General features: G+C 72.1%; 15 protein-coding genes. 3 read left to right on the forward strand and 12 right to left on the reverse strand.

Annotated elements, in window-relative coordinates; all coding sequences use genetic code 11:
* Nucleotides 1-179: 179 nt before the first annotated feature.
* The 4 genes from B207_RS0115445 to B207_RS0115460 form a co-directional block, all read right to left on the reverse strand.
* Nucleotides 180-1,406 (reverse strand): CaiB/BaiF CoA transferase family protein, encoded by a 1,227-nt coding sequence (locus tag B207_RS0115445; RefSeq protein ID WP_018637451.1) that lies wholly within the window; start codon nt 1,404-1,406, stop codon nt 180-182.
* 263 nt (nt 1,407-1,669) lie between these two features.
* On the reverse strand, nt 1,670-2,461 hold the full coding sequence (locus tag B207_RS0115450; RefSeq protein ID WP_018637452.1) for an enoyl-CoA hydratase: 792 nt from the start codon (nt 2,459-2,461) through the stop codon (nt 1,670-1,672).
* Between the two features lie 9 nt (nt 2,462-2,470).
* Nucleotides 2,471-3,646, reverse strand: coding sequence for an acyl-CoA dehydrogenase family protein (locus tag B207_RS0115455; RefSeq protein ID WP_018637453.1), 1,176 nt, complete (start codon nt 3,644-3,646; stop codon nt 2,471-2,473).
* A complete protein-coding gene (locus B207_RS0115460) occupies nt 3,630-4,628 on the reverse strand; it encodes an acyl-CoA dehydrogenase family protein (protein ID WP_018637454.1) in 999 nt (332 codons plus the stop codon). Before B207_RS0115460 ends, B207_RS0115455 begins: the two co-directional genes overlap by 17 nt.
* A gap of 327 nt (nt 4,629-4,955) precedes the next feature.
* On the opposite strand from B207_RS0115460, the gene B207_RS0115465 reads away from it, so the two are divergent.
* Nucleotides 4,956-5,705 carry a TetR/AcrR family transcriptional regulator gene (locus B207_RS0115465; RefSeq protein WP_051102546.1) on the forward strand — a complete coding sequence of 250 codons (750 nt, stop codon included), beginning with the start codon at nt 4,956-4,958 and terminating at the stop codon, nt 5,703-5,705.
* Here the strand turns inward: B207_RS0115465 and meaB are convergent.
* Nucleotides 5,683-6,555, reverse strand: coding sequence for a methylmalonyl Co-A mutase-associated GTPase MeaB (meaB, locus tag B207_RS0115470; RefSeq protein WP_035740827.1), 873 nt, complete (start codon nt 6,553-6,555; stop codon nt 5,683-5,685). The genes B207_RS0115465 and meaB overlap by 23 nt on opposite strands.
* A gap of 203 nt (nt 6,556-6,758) precedes the next feature.
* On the opposite strand from meaB, the gene B207_RS0115475 reads away from it, so the two are divergent.
* A complete protein-coding gene (locus B207_RS0115475; protein ID WP_018637457.1) occupies nt 6,759-7,523 on the forward strand; it encodes an SDR family NAD(P)-dependent oxidoreductase in 765 nt (254 codons plus the stop codon).
* A 79-nt stretch (nt 7,524-7,602) separates the two neighbouring features.
* Here the strand turns inward: B207_RS0115475 and B207_RS0115480 are convergent, their stop codons facing one another.
* The 3 genes from B207_RS0115480 to B207_RS0115490 are packed head-to-tail and all read right to left on the reverse strand — an operon-like array spanning nt 7,603 to nt 11,009.
* Entirely contained in the window at nt 7,603-8,691 is a 1,089-nt protein-coding gene (locus tag B207_RS0115480; RefSeq protein WP_018637458.1) for an acyl-CoA dehydrogenase family protein, read from the reverse strand.
* Entirely contained in the window at nt 8,678-9,628 is a 951-nt protein-coding gene (locus B207_RS0115485; RefSeq protein ID WP_018637459.1) for an acyl-CoA dehydrogenase family protein, read from the reverse strand. Before B207_RS0115485 ends, B207_RS0115480 begins: the two co-directional genes overlap by 14 nt.
* The gene (locus B207_RS0115490) at nt 9,606-11,009 is read right to left on the reverse strand and encodes a class I adenylate-forming enzyme family protein (protein ID WP_018637460.1); all 1,404 of its coding nucleotides are present in this window, start codon (nt 11,007-11,009) and stop codon (nt 9,606-9,608) included. The genes B207_RS0115485 and B207_RS0115490 overlap by 23 nt, the downstream gene beginning before the upstream one ends.
* Before the next feature lie 145 nt (nt 11,010-11,154).
* Here B207_RS0115490 and B207_RS0115495 point away from each other — a divergent pair, with 145 nt between their 5' ends.
* Entirely contained in the window at nt 11,155-12,186 is a 1,032-nt protein-coding gene (locus B207_RS0115495) for a ferredoxin--NADP reductase (protein ID WP_018637461.1), read from the forward strand.
* A gap of 258 nt (nt 12,187-12,444) precedes the next feature.
* Here B207_RS0115495 and B207_RS0115500 read toward each other — a convergent pair whose 3' ends face one another.
* Genes B207_RS0115500 through B207_RS0115515 form a run of 4 tightly spaced genes read right to left on the reverse strand, consistent with a single transcriptional unit; the run spans nt 12,445 to nt 15,182 of the window.
* The gene (locus B207_RS0115500; RefSeq protein WP_018637462.1) at nt 12,445-12,780 is read right to left on the reverse strand and encodes a helix-turn-helix domain-containing protein; all 336 of its coding nucleotides are present in this window, start codon (nt 12,778-12,780) and stop codon (nt 12,445-12,447) included.
* Nucleotides 12,777-13,148, reverse strand: coding sequence for a type II toxin-antitoxin system RelE/ParE family toxin (locus B207_RS0115505; protein WP_018637463.1), 372 nt, complete (start codon nt 13,146-13,148; stop codon nt 12,777-12,779). Before B207_RS0115505 ends, B207_RS0115500 begins: the two co-directional genes overlap by 4 nt.
* A 28-nt stretch (nt 13,149-13,176) precedes the next feature.
* Complete coding sequence (locus tag B207_RS0115510; RefSeq protein WP_018637464.1) at nt 13,177-14,229, reverse strand: CaiB/BaiF CoA transferase family protein; 1,053 nt, start codon at nt 14,227-14,229, stop codon at nt 13,177-13,179.
* Nucleotides 14,226-15,182, reverse strand: a complete 957-nt coding sequence (locus tag B207_RS0115515) for an LLM class F420-dependent oxidoreductase (protein WP_018637465.1) — start codon at nt 15,180-15,182, stop codon at nt 14,226-14,228. The genes B207_RS0115510 and B207_RS0115515 overlap by 4 nt, the downstream gene beginning before the upstream one ends.
* Nucleotides 15,183-15,202 lie beyond the last annotated feature (20 nt).

Here is a 15,202-nt window from a genome sequence, read left to right on the forward strand (position 1 = left end):
CCTCTCGATCCGTCAAGGCTCCGGGCAGGACGGACACAGGTGGCCCTTTAGGCACGCGAACGCAGCACTCGACCGCGCGGCGAGAAACCAGACACAGTGTCAGATCACCCGATGCGACCCACAGGTGTCGGACCACGACCAGCCAACCCGGCGCTGGAGCGCTCGTGACGGCCGCTCCGTCACACCACCTTGTCGGCACGGAGGGCGACGATCTCGTCCGCCGAGTATCCGAGCTCGGCCAGGACGGCGTCGGTGTGCTCCCCGAGCGCGGGCACCGCGCCCATCGGCGGGGACCACTCGGCCGCGATGGGCGGCGGGAGCAGTGCGCGCACGGTGCCGGTGGGAGTGGCCACGTCCTGCCAGCGGTCCCGGGCGACGAGGTGCGGGTGGTCCAGGACCTCCTGGACGCTGTTGAGGCGGGCGTTGCCGAGCCCCGCCTCGTCGAGGATCTCCTGCGCCCGTGCCAGGGTGAGGCTCTTCGACCAGGCCGAGATCACGGCGTCCAGCTGGGTGCGCTCGCGGACGCGGTCGGCGTTGCCGGCGTAGGCCGGGTCGTCGGCGAGGTCGGGGCGGCCGAGGACCTGGCGGGCCAGGCGCTGCCACTCCCCGTCGTTCGTGGTGCCGAGCACGACTGTCTGCCCGTCGGCCGTCGGGTACGCCCCGTAGGGGGCGACGGCGGGCGAGCCGACGCCGGCCGGCTCCTGCTCGACGCCGGTGCCCATGGTGAAGTTGAGCGGGTAGCCCATCCACTCGGTGACGACGTCGAAGAGGCTGACCGCGATCGCCGAGCCGCGCCCGGTCTCCCGCCGGGCGTAGAGGGCGGCGAGCACCGAGGTCAGGGCGTACATACCGGTGGCGAGGTCGACGAGAGGAATGCCGGCCTTCGCCGGCCGCCCGGGCTCGCCGGTGATCGCGCAGGAACCGCCCTCGGACTGCACCAGCAGGTCGTAGGCGCGCTTGTGGGAGAGCGGGCCGCCCTCGCCGTAGCCGGAGATGTCGACCGCGACGAGCCGCGGGTGGCGCGCGGTGACCTGCTCGGCGGCCAGGCCGCGCCGACTCGCCGCGCCGGGCGCCAGGTTCTGGATGAGGACGTCGGCGCGGCTGAGCAGGCGTTCCAGTGCCTCGGCGCCGCGGGGGTCCGTCCAGTTGAGGGCGAGCGACTCCTTGCCGCGGTTGCACCAGACGAAGTGGGCCGCCATGCCGTTCAGAGCCTTGTCGTAGTGGCGGGCGAAGTCTCCGCCGCGGGGGTTCTCGACCTTCACCACCCGGGCGCCCATGTCGGCCAGGTGGCGGGTGGCGATCGGAGCGGCGACGGCCTGCTCCAGTCCGACGACCAGCAGTCCCTCCATCGGGCGCCGGCCGCCCCCCGTCGCCCCGTGACGTTCCCGCTCGTCTGTCGCGGTCATGGCGGCCTCCTCGGGCTGAGCCAGCAGCGTCCGGATGACGCCTGGCGGGACGCACTGCCGCCGGCCGGGACGGAGGCCCTGCCCGGCAGCCCGTGCGATGGGACGCGTGGGGAAACCCTGGCGGCCAGCAACCCCCCTGCGGGGGATGCCCCGGGGCTGGAGCTGTGGACGCGGTCCCGGGCGGCGCGGTCCCGGGCGGCCTGGCGCCGGGCACCCGGCGCCAGGGACCGGAGCCGGGCACCCGGGACCGCGGAGGCGGGCGGCTAGTCGGCCTTCTTGATCGCCGTCTTCATCTGGTCGAGATTGACCAGCACCGGCCACCCGCCGACGCTCAGCGCGTTGCCGTGCCCGGTCTGGTGGATCTCGAACACGGACTGGATCGCCGCGTAGAAGCCCTGGACGTCCAGCGTCTGGTTGACCGCGCGCTTGGCCTGGCGCAGCCCGAAGCTCGGCATCGTGGCGATGTGCTCGGCGAGCGCCCGGACCTGCGTGTCCAGCTCCGCGCGGGGCACGACCCGATTCACCATGCCGACCTGCTCGGCCTCGGTCGCGGTCACGGCCCGGCCGGTGAACAGGATCTCCTTGGCCTTGCGCGGGCCCAGTTCCCAGGTGTGGCCGTGGTACTCGACGCCGCCGATGCCCATGGCCACGACCGGGTCGGAGAACAGCGCGTCGTCGGCCGCGACGATGAGGTCACACGGCCAGGCCAGCAGCAGCCCGCCGGCGATGCACCGGCCCTGCACCGCGGCGATGGACGGCTTCGGGACATTGCGCCACCGCAGCGAGAACTCGAGGTAGCGGCGCGCCTCGATCCGGTAGATGTCCTCCAGGGTGATCTTCTCGGGGACGGGCTCGTTCGACTTCAGGTCGTGGCCCGCCGAGAAGTGCTTCCCCTCGGCCCGCAGGATGATGACGGCGACGTCGTTGTCGGTGGCAGCACGCGTCCAGGCCTGGTCGAGCTCCTCGAGGAGCTCCGCGTTCTGGGCGTTCGCCGCTTCAGGACGGTTGAGAGTAATCGTCGCGATCCGGTCGGCGACGTCGTAGTCGATGTACACACCAGCTCCTCAGCTCCGGGGCAGTCCGAGCACCCGCTCGGCGATGATCGTGCGCTGGATCTCCGAGGTGCCTCCCGCGATGGTCCCGGCGAAGGAGCGCAGGTAGCGCTCGAACCACCCGGACGAGAAGGCCTCGAGGCTCAGGTGAGCGTACGGCGCGGCCACCACCGGATGGACCAGTGCGTCCGCCCCGGCGGATTCCATCGCCTGCTCCGAGGCCTTCTGCACCGCCTCCGAGCCCAGCAGCTTCAGCACCGACAGCGCGGCGACGTCCTGCTCGCCGCGCGCGGCGCGGGCCAGCGCCGCCGAGCCGAGCAGGCGCAGCGCCTGCAGGTCCATGACGAGGCGGGCGTAGGCGTCGGCGCCGAGGACGTCGGCCGGGTGGAAGTCGCGGGCGAGGTCCTCGAGCCGTTCGGCGAAGCTCAGCCACAGCAGGGTCCGCTCGTGCCCGAGCGAGCCGTTGGCGACGTGCCAGCCGTTGTTGAGCGCGCCGACGAGGTTCTCGGCGGGCACCCGGACGTCGTCGAAGAAGACCTCGTTGAAGTCGACGTCGTCACGGTCGACCACCGAGCCGAACGGCCGGCGGGTCACCCCGGGGGTGTCGGTCGGGATCAGCAGCACGCTGATCCCCTTGTGCTTCGGCGCGTCCGGGTCGGTCCGCACGAAGGTCAGCAGGACGTCGGCGTCGTGCGCGCCGGACGTCCAGATCTTCTGGCCGTTGACGACGAAGTGGTCACCGTCGAGGACGGCGCGGGTGCGCAGCGAGGCGAGGTCGGACCCGGCGCCGGGCTCGCTCATCCCGAGCGCCGCGGTGATCTCGGCGCGCAGGATCGGCACCGCCCAGCGCCGCTTCTGCTCCTCGGAGCCGAAGGAGAGCAGCGAGGCGGCGATGATGCCCAGGCCCTGTGGGTTGAAGCTGTGGTAGATCCGCCGCCGGCTGAGCTCCTCCAGGTGCACGTACTGCTCGACGATGGAGGCACCCCGCCCGCCGAACTCGGGGGTGTTGCCGGGCAGCAGCCAGCCGGCGTCGAACAGCAGCCGCTGCCAGCGCCGGGCCCAGTCGGGCACGTGGGCGCTGGAGTAGGCACGCTCGGTGGTCTCGGCCTCGGTGGGCAGGTTCGCGTCGAGGAAGGCCGCGAACTCGGCGCGGAAGCTCTCGACGTCGGCGTCAAATGTGAGCTGCACGGTACTCCTCGGCGATCAGTGCCCGGTGTTCGGCGGCCCCGCCGAGCAGCAGCCCGCCCGCCACCGCCCGCTTGAGCGCGAACTGCAGGTCGTTCTCCCAGGTGAAGCCCATGCCGCCGAACAGCTGCAGGCCGTTGCGGACGACGACGGACTGGCATTCGCCGGCCGCCGCCTTCGCCATCGACGCCGCGAGCCGGCGTCGCGGGTCGTCGGCGGCGATCGTCAACGCGCCGAAGTAGGCCAGCGCGCGGGCCCGCTCCAACGCCACGTGCATGTCGACGGCCTTGTGCTTGACGGCCTGGAAGGAGCCGATCGGCGCGCCGAACTGCTCGCGGGAGCGGATGTGGTCGAGCGTGAGGTCCAGGATGCGGCGGCAGGCGCCGACGATGGTGAGCGCGAGCCCGGTGAGGGCCAGGTCCCGGGCCGGGCGCGGGTCGACGGCCAGCCGCGCGTCGGCGGCGACCCGGACGCCGGGCAGCGTGACACTGGCGACGTGCAGGGTGGGGTCGAAGACCGGCAGCCTGGTCACGACGGCCTCGGAGCCGGGGATGGAGAAGACACCTGCCTCGGTGACCACGGCCAGCCAGTCGGCGCGGTCGCCGTCCAGGACGTGACGCGCCGAGCCGTGCAGGACCCAGCCGTCGCGGTCGCGGTGGGCGGTGACGCCCTCCAGCAGGGCGGAGCCGGTCTGCCCGGGCTCGGCGACACCGGGCGCGAGCGGCGCGAACCAGGTGGTCGTCGCGAGGAAGGGAGTGGGGTCGACGGCACGGCCGAGCTCCTCGAGGAGGATGGCCAGCTCGACGGCCTCACCGGGCTCGACCAGCTCCGTCCAGCCGAGGTCGGTGTAGGTGCGCCACAGCGGGGCGGGGTCGGCACCGTCGTCGGCGACCGCGCGGACCAGCTCCGGCGGGCACTCCCGGGTCAGGACCTCCCGGGCCGTCTTCTGCCACAGCCGCTGGTCGGAGTCGAACTCAAAGAGCATGCCCGGCTCCTCGGAAGAACGTCACATCGGCTCCTCGCGGTAGATGCACCCCGTCGTGTACCGCACCTGGACGTGCGCCCGCCCGCGGTGGGACCCGCGGTGGGATTCGGGCACGGCCCGGGACCGACGGCCCCCCGCCGACGTTCCCAACATCCCAGAGTCGGTTTGCAGGTTCCAGGTAAGGTCCGACCCGCCTGTAGCCATTCGGGGCGAACTGGTGCGAGAATACCATTCTCGCCGGCCGAAACCACGGTCTCGTAGCCAGTACGTGTGGCCTACCACCACGGTTGGCCGGATGTACCGGCAGCAGTGCAGTACGTTCTGAACATGGCCCAGAAGACGGAGCTGCCCGTGACCATGCCTAAGGAAGAGCCGGCCTGGAAGCAGCGCGCCGTCGAGCGCTCCACGCGGGCCGCCAAGCTCCGCGCCGAGCAGCGCGTCGTCCAGTTCCTGGACGCGGCCCAGGCGATCATCGCGGAGAAGGGCTCGCTCGACCTGACGGTACAGGAGGTCGTGGACCGGTCGCGCCAGTCGCTGCGTAGCTTCTACCAGCACTTCAGCGGCAAGCACGAGCTGCTGCTCGCATTGTTCGAGAACGCGCTCAGCGAGTCCGCCGAGGAGATCAGCGAGGCTGCCGCCGACGAGCCCGACCCACTGGTCCAGCTGCGCATCGCCGTCCGCCTCCTGTTCGAGCAGAGCCATTCCGACCAGGCCCGGCAGCGCCGGCCGCTGTTCACCGACTTCGCGCCGCAGCTGCTGATCTCGCATCCGGCCGAGGTGAAGGTGGCACACGCCCCGCTGCTCGCCGTGATCACCGAAATGATGACCCGGGCGGCGGCGAGCGGTCAGCTCCGCTCCGATCTCCGGCCGCGCCGCGCGGCGGCAATGGTGATGCAGACCGCGATGTTCCTTTCGCAGTCAAACGGTGTCGCCGCGGGTGAGCACGCCCACCCGATCACCGCCGACGAGGTCTGGGCATTCTGCCTGACCGGCTTCAACGGCTCAGCGAACAACTCCGTCAACGGCTCCGCGGCGTCCAACGGCTCCGCGGCGTCTAACGGCTCCGCGGCGTCCTGACCAGAAACTCGGCCGCCGAGTAGGGGTCGCGCCGGCCGGCGGCCACCTCGGCGGCGAGGCCGGCCAGATCGGGGTGCTCGCGCAGGCGGGTCTGCGCGAGCGACAGGATCTGGGCATGCGCCCGGGCCGTGCGCCTGGCCGGCGTGTCGGTGCGGTGGTGGGCGTCGATCGCCTCGGCCAGGGCGGCGATCCCCTCCCCCTTCGACGCGACCAGGGTCAGGACGGGGACGTCGATCTCCTGGTGCAGGTCACGGACGGTCTGGTCGGCACCCTCGCGGTCGGCCTTGTTCACCACGATGATGTCGGCGACCTCCAGCAGGCCCGCCTTGGCGGCCTGGACGGCGTCGCCGGCGCCGGGCGTCAGCACGACCAGCGTCGGGTCGGCGACCGCGGCGATCTCGATCTCGGACTGGCCGACCCCGACGGTCTCCAGCAGTACCAGGTCGTAGGACAGCGCGGCGAGGACCCGGACGGCGGCGGGGACCGCCGCGGACAGCCCGCCCAGGTGGCCGCGGGCCGCCAGCGAGCGGATCAGAACACCCGTGTCGGTGGTGTGCGCGGCCATCCGGATCCGGTCGCCGAGCAGTGCCCCACCGCTGTAGGGCGACGACGGATCGACGGCGAGCACCGCCACCCGCAGCCCGCGCTCCCGGTAGGCGCCGACCAGCGCGCCGATCGTGGTCGACTTCCCGGCGCCGGGCGGGCCGGTCACCCCCAGCACCCGGATCGGCGCCGATTCCAGCACCGCGAGCAGCTCGTCGCGCCCGACCCCCTCGACCATGGTGAGCAACCGGCCGACCGCGCGCAGTGAACCTGCGCGCGCGGCGGCCACAGTCTCCAGAATGGTCATCGGGCTGCGCCGACCCGGCCGGGGCACGAACCCGCCGCGCGCGGCCGGACCGACGGCCGCGTCAACGGCCGCGTCGCGACACAGTCCCGCGAGAACCGGGAACGACAACTGCCGTGAGGCACCGCTCTATTGATCGGGATCGCATTCATGAGAATGTTAGTGTTCCAGATCGAGAGCATGACTAGCAAGAGAGGGAAACGTTAATGCAGATCAGCGGAAACTCCGCCCTCGTCGTCGGTGGCACCGGCGGCCTCGGCGAGGCCACCGTCCGTCGTCTCCACGCCGCGGGCGCGAAGGTCGTCGTCGCCGACGTCGCGGACGAGAAGGGCAAGGCGCTGGAGGCGGAGCTGGGCATCCGCTACGTCCACGTGGACGCCACCTCCGAGGAGGACATCCTCGCCGCGATCGCCGAGGCGAAGACGCTGGGCCCGCTGCGGATCTCGGTCGACACCCACGGTGGCCCGGCCGGCGGCGGCCGCCTCGTCGGCAAGGACGGCTCGCCGCACAGCCTGGACACCTTCCAGACGACCGTCACGTACTACCTCACCGCGGTGTTCAACGTGACCCGGCTGGCGGCTGCCGCCATCGCCCAGGAGGAGCCGCTCGAGGACGGCACCCGGGGCGTCATCGTCAACACCGCGTCGATCGCCGGCTTCGAGGGCCAGATCGGCCAGATCGCGTACGCGGCCGCCAAGGGTGGCGTCATCTCCATGACGCTGGTCGCCGCGCGTGACCTCTCGCCGCTGGGCATCCGGGTGAACGCGATCGCTCCGGGCACCATCCTGACGCCGGCCTACGGCAAGGCCGGCGACAAGCTGGAGGCCTACTGGGGCCCGCAGATCCCCTTCCCGAAGCGCATGGGGCAGTCCCCCGAGTACGCGCTGCTCGCCGAGCAGCTCATCGTCAACGACTACCTCAACGGCGAGGTCATCCGCCTCGACGGCGCCCTGCGCTTCCCGCCGAAGTAGGTTTCGGCACCCCACGGCCCGGCCGGGGCCCCGATGCGACACCGGGGCCCCGGCCGGCGCGGTCAGGCCTGTCGGCCCGTCAGGCCTCCAGCCCGATGATCCGGGTCGCGATGATGTTCTTCTGGATCTGCGACGTCCCGCCCATGACGCTCTGGGACCGGCTGTACAGGTAGGTGCCCAGCAGCTCGGGGTCGCGGGTGCCCCCCGCGTCCAGCGAGGCGTGGCCCACCGACTGCTCGACCCAGGTCATCAGCAGCTTGTCCAGCGAGCCGTCCGGGCCGTGGCTGAGCCCGTCGAGCTGCTCGGACAGCCGGCGCCGCACGTGCAGGCGGAGCATCTCGGTCTGCACGGCGGCCCACCGCAGCGACTCGGACGGCTCCCCGTCGAGGCGCGCGACCAGGTTGCGCACGGTCTTGCCGTACCGCGCGGTGAACCCCAGGGTGGAGGGCTCCCGCTCGTGGCTGACGACCGTCATGGCCAGCTTCCAGCCCTCGCCGGGCGCGCCGACCATCTGGTCGGCCGGCACGGTCGCCCCGTCGAACAGGACCTGACCGAACTCCTTGGTCACGCCGCTGATCATCGGCAGCGGGCGCTGCTCGATGCCAGGCTGGTGCATGTTCACGATGAACCCGGAGATGCCCTTGTGCCGCGGGACGTCCGGGTTGGTACGGGCGAGCACGAGGCACCAGTCGGCGTCGTCGGAGTAGCTCGTCCAGATCTTGTGGCCGTTCAGGACGTAGTGGTCGCCCTCCAGGGTGGCCGTGGTGGTCAGCGAGGCCAGGTCGGAACCGGCACCGGGCTCGCTGAACCCCTGGCACCAGCGCTCCGTCCCGTTGATCATCCCGGGCAGGAAGCGCTGCCGCAGCTCCTCGCTGCCGTGCCGGCCCAGGCCGATCACCAGGTAGCCGAGGCTCGGCCGGGCCGGGGCGCCGGCGCGGGCCAGCTCCTCGTCGACGATCACGTCGTAGACGGGGGGCAGCTCCTGCCCGCCGTACGCCTTCGGCCACGACGTCCCGAAGAACCCGCCGGCATGGAGGGCCTGGTGCCACTCGGCCGCCTTGGCCCAGTACTCGTCCCCCGAGGTCGGGAACTTCTTCGCGTTCTCGCCCAGCCAGTCCTGCAGCCGCGCGCGGAAGGCGGCCTCCTCCGGCGAATCACGAAAGTCCAAGGCTGATCTCCTCCAGAGAGACGGGCAGCAGCGCGCCGGACGTCAGCACGCGACGCAGGAAGACGTGGGCGAGGCACTCCCAGGTGTTGCCGATGCCGCCGTGCACCTGGATCGAGGTCTCGCAGATGGTCCGCGCGGCGCGCTCGGTGTAGACCTTCGCGACTTTGCCGGCCCGCAGCGCCTCGTCCGGGCTGAGCTCGTCGACGGCCCAGGCGGCGTACCGCAGGACGCTGACCGAGCCCTCGATCAGCGCCAGGCTCTCGGCGAGCAGGTGAGCGACGGCCTGGAACGAGCCGATGGTCTTGCCGTACTGGGATCGCACCTTGGCGTAGTCGCAGGCCAGCGCGTACGTGCCACGGGCGGCGCCGAGGATGTCCGCGGTCGTGACGACGAGAGCCAGTGCCTCCCAGCGCTGCACCTCCTCCGCCGGGATCTCGCCGACGGGCTCGAACGGCCCGCTGACCGCGGCGCTGGTCCGGGTGAGGTCGATCCCGTACACCGGCTCGCCGACCGTGGCCGTGCCGACACCGACGCTCCCGGCAACCGCGCTCCCGGCACCCGCGCTGCCAGCGCTGGTCCCGAGGATGCCGAGGGCCGTGCCCAGACCGCGGGCGTCCACCGCCTCCCCGCCGACGGCGAGCGCGGTCGGCTCCCCCTCCACGCCCAGCTTCGCCCGCAGGTCATCGGCCAGCACCGGGCCGAGGAACGGGACGTCCACCAGCCCGCGGGCGAACTCCTCGACGACCAGGGCGACCTCGACCCCGGAGGCGCCGTCGGTGCGCAGCGACCGCCAGCCGGTGGCCGCGACCGCCTTCTCCAGCCGCTCGACCCGCTCGGTGTCCTCGAGGTCGAGGACGGATCCCGGGCCCAGGTCGTCGGCCAGCCGGGCGGCCGCGGTGCGCAGCTCACGCTGCTCAGTGGTCAGACGTACGTCCATAGCGCTCCTTGAGAACTCGCCGCAGTACCTTGCCCGAGGGCAGGCGGGGGATGTCGGCCACGAACACGACCTCGCGGGGTCGCTTGTAGGAGGCGAGCCGCTCGCCGACCCAGGAGACGAGCTCCGCCGCCTCGACCGGCCCGCTGGTCGTGACGGCGGCGACCAGGGCCTCGCCGTCGGCCGGGTCGGGAATGCCGAACACCGCGCAGTCGATCACCGCGGGATGGGCGTGCAGCACGCCCTCGACCTCGGCGGGGGCGACCTGGAACCCGCGGATCTTGACCATCTCCCGGACCCGGTCGGTCAGCCGCAGCCAGCCGCCGTCGTCCAGGCTGCCGACGTCGCCGGTGCGGTACCAGCCATCGTCGAACGCCTCGGCCGTGGCCTCGGCGGGCAGGTAGCCGGCCATCAGCGAGTCGGCGCGGGCCTGGATCTCGCCGGTCTCCCCGGGGCCGAGCACGGCCCCGCTCTCCAGCGACACCACCCGCAGCCGCACGCCGGGCACCGCCTGCCCGACGCTGTCGAGCCGGGCGCCGTCGAGCGGACTGCAGGTGATGACCGGCAGCTCGCTGGCCCCGTAGGCGGGGACCCAGCCGACGCCGGTGCGCCGGGTGACCGTCTCGGCGACGCTCGCGGTGACCGGGGTGGCGCCCCACATGATGTACCGCAGGGACGACAGGTCGTACGACTCGAGTGCGGGGTGCGAGGCGAGCGCCAGCGCGATCGGCGCGACCGCCATCTCCACGGTGATCCGGTCGCGCTCGATCGCGCGCAGCATCAGCTCCAGGTCGAACCGGCGGTGCAGGCGCAGCCAGGCGCCGGTCTCCAGCGCGGTGACGATGTTGAGCAGGCCGAGGATGTGCGACGGCGGGGTGGTGATCTGGATCCGGTCGGCGGCGGTCAGGCCCAGCGCGGTGCGCCAGTGACCGACCGCGGCGGCGAAGGAGCGGCCCGTGTGCCGGACGGCCTTCGGCAGGCCGGTGGTGCCCGAGCTGAAGACGAGCAGCGCGTCGGCGTCCGGGTCGGTGGCGGGGAACGGGCCGCCGGCGTCGGGGAAGGGCTCGTCCAGGTGCCACATCGGCAGCAGGGCGCCGAGCGCCTCCTGGTCGCCGATCGCCCGCTCGGCTCCGGTGATGGCCAGCGCGTGCTCGATCTCGACCTGTTTCCAGGACGGGCTGAGCAGTACGATGGCCGCTCCCAGCCGCCATGCGGCCCGGACCGCGACAACGAACTCCGGCCGGTTCGAGGCCATGAGCGCCACCCGCTCACCGGCCCGCACCCCGTGCTTCGCCAGCGCCGTGGCCATCCCGTCCGTCAGCGCCTCGATCCGTGCCAGGCTGTACTCCCGTTCGTCGAAGACGAGCGCAGTCCGTTCACTCACTGGCGCTCCTCTCGAACGGTCACCGCGCGGGTCGGAAGGTCACCACGCGAAGCAGCTGCGCACGGGGGCGCCGCTGCGGCCCCACTCGCGTTCGGAAATTATATTCTCACCCAAGTAGAATCTTCATACCAGAAGGAGGCCGTTGATGCCGAGACCCCCTCTGTTCCAGAGGGCGACCGTCACCCGGGTCATCCGCGAGACCGCCGACACCCGCACCTTCGTCATCGCCCCCAGCAGCGGGCCGTTCACCTACCGGGCCGGGCAGTTCGTCACCTTCCGGCTCCAGATCGACGGTGAGGAGCTGCTGCGCTCGTACTCGATGTCGAGCGCCCCGGAGACCGACACCGAGATGATGACGACCGTCAAGCGGGTGCCCGGCGGCCGGGTCTCCAACTGGCTGATCGACAACGTCTCCCCCGGCGACGAGGTCGAGATCACCGAGCCGCACGGCGTCTTCTGCCTGCGGGACACCGACGTCCCGCTGCTGGGCTTCTGCGGCGGCAGCGGCATCACTCCCGTGCTGTCGCTGGCGAAGAGCGCGCTGGCCGGTACGAAGCGCCGTGTCCGCCTGCTGTGCGCCGACCGCGACCAGCCGTCGATGATCTTCGAGGCCGCCCTGGCGGACCTGGTCGCGCAGTACCCGGACCGGCTCACCGTCGTGCGCCACCTCGACACCGACAGCGGGTACGTCGACGCCGCCGGCGTCGCCGCGTTCGTCGGTGCGGACACCGACGCCGACGTCTACGTCTGCGGGCCCGAGCCCTTCATGGACCTCGTCGAGAACTCCTTCCCCGGGCCGGGGAAGGTCTTCACCGAGCGTTTCGGCGCGGCCGCGGTCACCGCGCCCGCCACCGAGGCCGCGGTCGAGGCCGGTGGCCCGGCGGCCACAGCCACGGCGGAGCTCGAGGGCACGGTCACGATCCACCTGCGCCGCAAGAAGATCGTGGTGCCGCGCCGCCCCGGCGAGACGCTGCTGGAGAGCGCCCGGCGCGGCGGGCTGGCGCCGCCGTTCTCCTGCGAGTCCGGCACGTGCGCCACCTGCATCGCCAAGCTCGAGGAGGGCAGCGCCACCATGCGCGTCAACGAGGCCCTGACCGAGGAGGAGGTCGAGGAGGGCTACGTCCTCACCTGCCAGGGCGTGCCGGGCTCGGCGTCCGTGGTCGTCCGCTACGAGTAGTGACCCGACCGCCGCCGACCGGGCCGTCCGAGGCCCGGTCCGGCAGCGGGCGACCACGGCGCTGCGGCGTCGGCTGGCGATCCGCAACCGGGCGTGACGACGCCAACAGCGTCACCGTCTCCGACGACCTCCTGGAACGCTGCTTCGCCCACTTCCAGGAACCCGTGGGCGGGGGGGGAACGCGTTATCTTCCAGTCCAGCGTCCCCGCAGATCAAGGATGATCTGATCAAGGTGATGCCTGGTGCAGTTCGTGACTGTCACGCGGCAGGTGTGTCGGCGCCCCGCAGGATATAGATGTCGTCACCGAAGACGGCGGTGATCTGGATCTGTCCGCCGAGAGCCTGGACGTAGCGGGCGATGACGTCGACGGTGGAGACCTCGCCGCGTTCGATCTGGGAGACCCGGCTCTTGCTGACACCCATGCGCTCGGCGACGTCGGTCTGGGTCAGGCCGAGAAGTCTGCGGCGTTCGGCGAGCCGGTGGCCGTCGATGTAGGCCTGGTTACGCCGGTGAGCCTCGGACAGGGCCTGGTCGCCGCCGGCGTCGGCGACCAGGCCGGCGCGGACGTCGTCCCACCGGGGAAACCTGGTCATGAGCTGCCCTCCTCGGCTTCCCGTTCTTTCACGTACTCGACGTACAGCGTCTCCGCCTGTGGGATCGCCGTGCGGTACCACCCGGACCAGTTGCCCGACTTGTCGCCGCCGACCAGCAGAATCGCGGAGCGCCAGGGGTCGAAGACGAAGAGGATGCGGATCTCCGAGGAGCCCGCGGAACCGGGCCTGAGCTCCTTGAGGTTGTGGATCTCCGAACCGACCAGACGGTCGACCAGCGGTCGGCCCAGGCTTGGCCCGGCATCGGCCAGCCGGTCAATCGCGTCGACGACGAGGGCCTTCGACCTCGGGTCGAGCCCGCCGGCCCAGGTCAGAAACTCGTCGGTGACGCGGACCTCCCACTCGTCCACGACCGGAGTTTAGCAAATCCTCTACGCCCTATGCCGTGCCGGTGAAGTCGCCGTGTTCACCGAGGTGGGGTGGGGGGCCGTACTCCGGCTCGTAGCCGGCGACCCGGATGGGGCTGGCGACCAGCCGGAAGTCGCCGGCCTGCACGACCATGTCCGGGGTGCGTTCGAGTGCCTCGGGCAGCGAGCGGACCTTGGCCGCCGGGACGCCGAGGCGCTTCAGGCGCGTCTCCCAGCTCTCCGCCGTGTCGGCGGCGAGGGCCTTGGTGACCACGTCGAGCACCTCCTCGCGCCGGGCGGCCCGCTCCGCCATCGTCGCGAAGCCCGTCACGCCGGCCTCGGCGGAGAACTTCCTCCAGAAGCCGTCGTGGGTGACGAACAGCGCCAGGTGGCCGTCGGCGGTGGGGAACAGCTGCGCGGGCACGTAGTAGGAGTGCGCGCCGTTCGGCAGCCGGCGCGGTTCGACGCCGTCGTTGAGGTAGGCGGACGCCCGGTAGTTGAGCTGGGAGAGCATCACGTCGCGCAGCGAGACGTCCAGCTGCCCGCCGCGGCCGGAGACGATCTGGGCGAGCAGGGCGAGCGCCGCCGTCATGCCGGTCGAGTTGTCCGCCGCGGAGTAGCCGGGCAGGGTCGGCGGGCCGTCGGGATCGCCGGTCAGCGAGGCGACCCCGGTGGCGGCCTGGATGACGTAGTCGAACGCCGGGTCGTCGCCGGCGTTCAGCCCGAAGCCGGTCAGCGCCACGCAGACGATCTTCTCGTTGTACCGGCGCAGCGCCTCGTAGGTCAGGCCGAAGTTCCGGATGGCCGACGGCTTGAGGTTGACCAGCAGTGCGTGCGCGTCGGCGGCGAGCTCGCCGAGCCGGGCCTGCCCCTGCTCGCTGGTCAGGTCGAGGCGGATGCTGCGCTTGCCCCGGTTGAGGCTGGCGAAGTAGGCGTCGCTGACCTGCCGGGAGAGGTCACCGCCCGGCGGCTCCAGCTTCGTGACCTCCGCCCCGAGGTCGGCGAGCAGCATCGTCGCGTACGGGCCCGCGAGGATGTGGCCGACCTCCAGGATGCGGATGCCGGCGAGCGGTCCCGCGCTCATCTGACTTCGGCCGCGAGGGCGGCGATCACTTCCCGTGTCCGGCGCTTGGAGGCGACGAGCTCGTCGCGGTTCTCCCCGATCGGCAGCAGGCGCACGGACAGGTCGGTGACGCCCGCGTCGGCGAAGCTGCGGAACCGGGCCAGGATGGCCTTCTCGTCGCCGACGGCGGCGATGTCCCCGACGTTCGTCGCGTCGCCCTGGTCGAGCAGGCGCTGGTAGTTCGGGGAGACCTCGGCCTCGCCGAGGATGCGGTTGGCCCGCTCGCGGGCCCGGTCGACGTCCTGCGGCGCGCACAGGCAGACCGGGATGCCGGCGACGATGCGGGGCGCCGGGCGGCCCGCCTCCTCGGCCGCCTTGGTGATGCGGGGCGCGACATGGTCGGCGACCGCGCGCTCGTCGGCCAGCCACAGCACGGTGCCGTCGCCCTGCTCACCGGCGATGCGCAGCATGACCGGGCCGAGCGCGGCGAGGAACACCGGCAGCGGGGCGACCGGGCCGATCTCCATCGGGTTGTGGACGGTGAAGGTGTCGTTCTCGACGTCCACCGGCCCCGGCCCGCTCAGGGCGGCCTTGAGGACCTGCAGGTAGTCACGGGTGAACGCGGCCGGCTTGTCGTAGGGCAGGCCGAGCATGTCCCGCACGATCCAGTGGTGTGACGGGCCGACGCCGAGCGCGAGCCGCCCCCCGGTGGCCGCCTGGGCGGACAGGGTCTGGCGCGCCAGCGCCACCGGGTGCTGCGGCTGCAGCGGCACGACCGCGGTGCCGAGCTCGATCCGCTCGGTGCGCGCACCCATCAGCGCCACCGCGATCAGGGCGTCGAAGTCGGACGGCACCTGGGGGATCCAGGCCGTGTCCATTCCCGCGCCCTCGGCCCACAGGACGTCGTCGATCATCCGCCCGACCTTGCGCGCGGAGTCACCCCGCTCCGGTCCGATCATCACGCCGACCCGCACTGGACCCTCCCGATGTCATT

Source organism: Parafrankia elaeagni (assembly GCF_000374165.1).
GTDB lineage: Bacteria > Actinomycetota > Actinomycetes > Frankiales > Frankiaceae > Parafrankia > Parafrankia elaeagni.

Coding starts and splice junctions, on each gene's coding strand:
- B207_RS0115475 (WP_018637457.1), top strand. CDS start 6,759: ATGCAGATCAGCGGAAACTCCGCCCTCGTCGTCGGTGGCACCGGCGGC.
- B207_RS0115495 (WP_018637461.1), top strand. CDS start 11,155: ATGCCGAGACCCCCTCTGTTCCAGAGGGCGACCGTCACCCGGGTCATC.
- B207_RS0115445 (WP_018637451.1), bottom strand. CDS start 1,406: ATGACCGCGACAGACGAGCGGGAACGTCACGGGGCGACGGGGGGCGGC.
- B207_RS0115510 (WP_018637464.1), bottom strand. CDS start 14,229: ATGAGCGCGGGACCGCTCGCCGGCATCCGCATCCTGGAGGTCGGCCAC.
- B207_RS0115460 (WP_018637454.1), bottom strand. CDS start 4,628: ATGCTCTTTGAGTTCGACTCCGACCAGCGGCTGTGGCAGAAGACGGCC.
- B207_RS0115500 (WP_018637462.1), bottom strand. CDS start 12,780: ATGACCAGGTTTCCCCGGTGGGACGACGTCCGCGCCGGCCTGGTCGCC.
- B207_RS0115465 (WP_051102546.1), top strand. CDS start 4,956: ATGGCCCAGAAGACGGAGCTGCCCGTGACCATGCCTAAGGAAGAGCCG.
- B207_RS0115485 (WP_018637459.1), bottom strand. CDS start 9,628: ATGGACGTACGTCTGACCACTGAGCAGCGTGAGCTGCGCACCGCGGCC.
- meaB (WP_035740827.1), bottom strand. CDS start 6,555: ATGACCATTCTGGAGACTGTGGCCGCCGCGCGCGCAGGTTCACTGCGC.